Source organism: Streptomyces sp. NPDC006384, assembly GCF_042870695.1.
Lineage (GTDB): Bacteria > Actinomycetota > Actinomycetes > Streptomycetales > Streptomycetaceae > Streptomyces.
Genome location: NZ_JBIAHR010000056.1, coordinates 1 through 3,949, shown reverse-complemented (window position 1 = coordinate 3,949; position 3,949 = coordinate 1). Strand labels below are relative to the sequence as shown.

Below are 3,949 nucleotides of genomic sequence, written 5' to 3'. Positions count from 1 at the left end.
GCAGCGACCTCATAGACGGCTGCCTCGCCGAGACCGGCCTGACCATCAGACCCGCCTGAGCAACCCAGCGACATCACGAGTTCAACCTCAGTAGGACGGGGGTGTGGTGCTCCGGCGAGGGCTGCGCTCGGAGGTGGTGCGGTTGGCGGGGCCGCTGTGCGAGCAGGCTGCGGGGAGTGTCAGTGCTGTGGTCTACGGTCCTCGTGGCCCTGCGTGGGGTTGCGCTCTCGCCTGGCCTCTAAGGCCGGCCAGGCGAGAGCGGATGCCCGCTCCCCTTTTGTTCTCGGCACGGGGAGGGGCCCTTCCGGATGGAAGGCCGACACCAACGGCGTCATGTCCTATTGACGTCGCTTCGGCGTGCAATTGCAAGGAGAACCGGGAACTTCCACCCTCCAGCGCGCCTACTTGCCCCTCGGCTGCTGATGTTCTCCCGGGCCGAGCCGGGACCGCTGTGATCGCGATTGTTCCGTGATTTCTTGATCACGTGGCGTAGCAACTCCCTGTCTGGCCATGCTGGTTGCCCTCCCCAGCGCGGCGGCCTCGGCACCCGTCTGCCCGGGGTGCCGGCGCGCCTTCCGGATGGGGCCGCCGGGCTCACATGGCTGACATGACGACGAAGGGGAGAACCCCGTATGAATCCTCGGCAGATAGCGCTCACCACCGTCACGGTCACGGCGACTGTGTTCGCCTGGAGTGTGGTGATGGTGGCCGCCGACGAGACGGCCGCGGTGGCCGCGCTCGCCCCGGCCCTCACCCTGACCGTGCAGCAGATCATCTACACCGTCCGCTCCCGCACCGCTCCCCCGCCCGGCGCCGAGCGCCCGGACGCGAGTGCGGACAAGGAGGACGACGTCCCGTGACGACACCGACCGAACCCCCCGTACCCCCTGGCAGACCCGTACCCGCCCGGCCAGGGCGCAAGCTCGGACCCATCGTGGAGAACGTTGGCAGCGCCCACCGGGCCTGGCTCGACCCGATGCGCACCGCCTACTTGGCCAGCGGCCTGACCCTGAACGAGCTCAGCGGCCGGGTCCGCTTCGCCAAGTCGAAGATCTCCGAATTGCTGCGCGGCGTCGGCCTCTACCCCCGCTGGGAGATTGTCATCCTGCTCGCCCTCGAGCTGGGCATGCCGAACTGGCCCCTGTACCGGCTGTGGAGCCAGGCGGCCCTGGAAGCCCACAGGAGCAGCGAATGGATCAACGGCTGCACCGACCGCACCACCGTGACGGCCACCCACACCAACCCGCCCCTTGACCACGGCGCCTTCCGCGAACTCGTCGAGAACGACTACGCGCTCTACGCCCAGGTCTTCCTCGACGACGACCAGCGCGACAACGCCGTGGACGCCACGTTCAACCGCCTCTGGCTGTCCTGGAACGAGGCCCTCGCCCACCACGACACCCGCCGCTACGCCTGGAACGTCCTGCGCACCACCGTCATGGCCCGCACCCCCCACCGCGACGGCCGGCCCGAACTCGGCGGCGCTGCCTTCGACACCGTCATCTTGCAGAACCTCACCGATCCGGCCGACTACGCCAACGAGCTCGACGAAACCCTCGAACTGTTCACCGCCATCAGCCGCCTGCCCGACCGTCAGCTCGACGTCATCGTCCTGCGCCGCCTGTGCGGCTTCACCCATGAAGCCGCCTCCGCCCTCCTGGGCACCTCCCTGGCCACCATCCGCTCCGACGAACGCCACGCCACCCGCTTCCTGGACAGCGTCATCCCGCCGCCCAGCCCTGAAGGGACCACCCTGTGAGCCACATCGAAGAACGCCTCTCCAGAGCCCTCCTCGTCCGCAACCGCACCATCCCCCGCGAAGCCGCCCCCCGCCCCACACCACCCACGGCCGGCGCACTGCCACCCGCACCCGCCCCTGCCCAGGACAGCTCACTCAACGGGGCGGCCGAAGACCTGCGCGCCCTGTGCGAAACCCTCCTCACCCACACCCCACCCACCGCCGTCGCCGACTTCCTCACCGACCAGGTCCCCGCGCCCCGCAGCGCCCTCGCCCTCGCCTGCGTCCTGCAGCTGTCCGACACCGACGAGGGGGCACGGTTCTGGTGGCAGTACGCCGCCGGCGCCGGACATGCCGCCGCCGCCTACTGCCTCTACCTCCACCACCTCGCCCAAGGAGAAGGCGCCGCAGCCGACTGGTGGCACCACCAGACCGACGACGTCCAACCCCTACCCCCATCACCCGACCCTGATCAAGACGACCCCGAGCCGTACTGCGACCGACGCTGGCACCCCGCCAACCACGTCATCACCAGCTCCTCCACCACTACCATCCTCCGGGTCCTGCGCCACCTCTCTGCAACCTCCACCCGCTCAAGGTCGGCCGCAGTCCTCAAGCTAATGGCCTACATCCCCGGGGTGGTCGCCGCTGGTTACCTCCGCGAACCCGAAACCGAACTGCCCCTCCCCGGCGTCGGCTTCGCCCAACAAGTCCAGGAGCTGCTCGCGACGCCAAGCACCCGTCCTGAGGCGAAGGAGCCCCCTCCCGCACCCGTTACCCGGGACCCCGCTGAGACAGTGCCTCGAACTGTGGGCAAAACCGCGAAACGGTGACCCGACTCTGCTCCGGGCAGCCACCGCTTCAGGCAGGAGGAGGCCCCGTGAGCTGTCTGCGAGCGTCGTCTACTGTCTCCGTGCGGCCTCTGCCGGCGGTCGGCGCCGGTTACCGAGCCAGGACTGGAGCCTCACATTGATTGACGACCCCGACAGCTCTATCCCGGCCATAGACGCTGTCCCGACCCTCTACCACGGAGTCACCTTCCGGTCTCGGCTCGAGGCCGACTGGGCTGCCACGTTGGACAGCAAAGGCATCGCCTGGCATTACGAGCCCGAACTGATCACGCTGCCCTCCGGCACGCTGTACCTCCCCGACTTCTGGCTTCCTGAAATAGGCACGTGGCTCGAGGTGAAAGGCCCCGGTATCCCGCGTCTCGAGAAGACGAAGGAGCTGGCGCAGACGCGTGCATGCGCGTGCAAGGCCTCCTGCAGCTGTCGGTGGCCCGGTGGCGAATTTGTCATCATCGGTAAGACCTCGGAGCCCTCGCCGTGGAACGAGCCTGGGCACCGGCCCCGCGGCGGATACGCGAGCTGGGCGACCCCTCTCGGGCCGTCCGCATACTTCGTGACCTGCCCGGCATGTAGGCGGGCCCAGTGGAGAACCCTCCAACGCCCGTGGCGGTGCCGCGCCTGCGACGCGCCGCTGGGAAAGGCGTCACTGTACAGGCCTATCGACCGCGCCATCGTATTCACGGAGGCGGGGAGCGGGTTGGGAGCGCTCTTTAGGCTGCCCGACCTGGGAGAGCCTTTCACCGAGGAAGATCTCGCTGGTCTCGGCAACGTTTCAGGAGGCGACGAGGACGGTTTCTGACCGCTCCAACGAGAGAGCCTGGCCGCGACCGCCAGGTCGGCCGCCTGGCCGGACGCGCGCCTGCGATCGAGCTGGGCACAATGCCCTTGCCTGCGGCTTTGGGTCGGGTCTCGGGGCGCGCTCGGTCCGGTTGCCGGAGGCCGGGTCGCGACGGAAGCCGTCGGAACCGGTGCTGCCCTCCGGGCGCTGAGCCCCACCAAGGGGTAAGACAGGGAGCTCCCGCCAGACGACGGTAGACGGTACTACTTTGATCGTTCGCTTCGCGGGCGGCCCACTCGCCGGGCGCGAGCTGGGGACCACCGATGCCTCGTGGGTCGGAGGCCGGCTTACGGCCGGTGACGCCGACTGGGGCCTGAACGTCCCGGTGCACCGTGACCCGGTTACCGGCGTTGTCCTGGCGAAGACCCGGGCCGCCATCCCCCGTTCGTGGCGGTCCACGCGGGACAGCTAGGCCCGTGGACTAATAGCGCCTACTGAGGTTGAACTCGTGATGTCGCTGGGTTGCTCAGGCGGGTCTGATGGTCAGGCCGGTCTCGGCGAGGCAGCCGTCTATGAGGTCGCTGC

The 3,949-nt window shown here is 68.9% G+C and carries 4 protein-coding genes; all 4 read left to right on the top strand.

Going from position 1 to position 3,949, the window contains the following annotated elements; genetic code table 11:
* Positions 1-632 precede the first annotated feature (632 nt).
* The 4 genes from ACFYOJ_RS36210 (at position 633) to ACFYOJ_RS36195 (ending at position 3,385) form a co-directional block, all read left to right on the top strand.
* Positions 633-860: a hypothetical protein gene (locus ACFYOJ_RS36210; protein WP_356559379.1), complete on the top strand. Its 228-nt coding sequence runs from the start codon at positions 633-635 to the stop codon at positions 858-860.
* Between the two features lie 74 nt (positions 861-934).
* Positions 935-1,759 carry a sigma-70 family RNA polymerase sigma factor gene (locus ACFYOJ_RS36205; protein WP_356559377.1) on the top strand — a complete coding sequence of 275 codons (825 nt, stop codon included), beginning with the start codon at positions 935-937 and terminating at the stop codon, positions 1,757-1,759.
* Entirely contained in the window at positions 1,756-2,571 is an 816-nt protein-coding gene (locus ACFYOJ_RS36200; RefSeq protein WP_356559375.1) for a hypothetical protein, read from the top strand. The genes ACFYOJ_RS36205 and ACFYOJ_RS36200 overlap by 4 nt, the downstream gene beginning before the upstream one ends.
* Positions 2,572-2,707: 136 nt before the next feature.
* The gene (locus ACFYOJ_RS36195; RefSeq protein WP_356559373.1) at positions 2,708-3,385 is read left to right on the top strand and encodes a hypothetical protein; all 678 of its coding nucleotides are present in this window, start codon (positions 2,708-2,710) and stop codon (positions 3,383-3,385) included.
* Positions 3,386-3,949 lie beyond the last annotated feature (564 nt).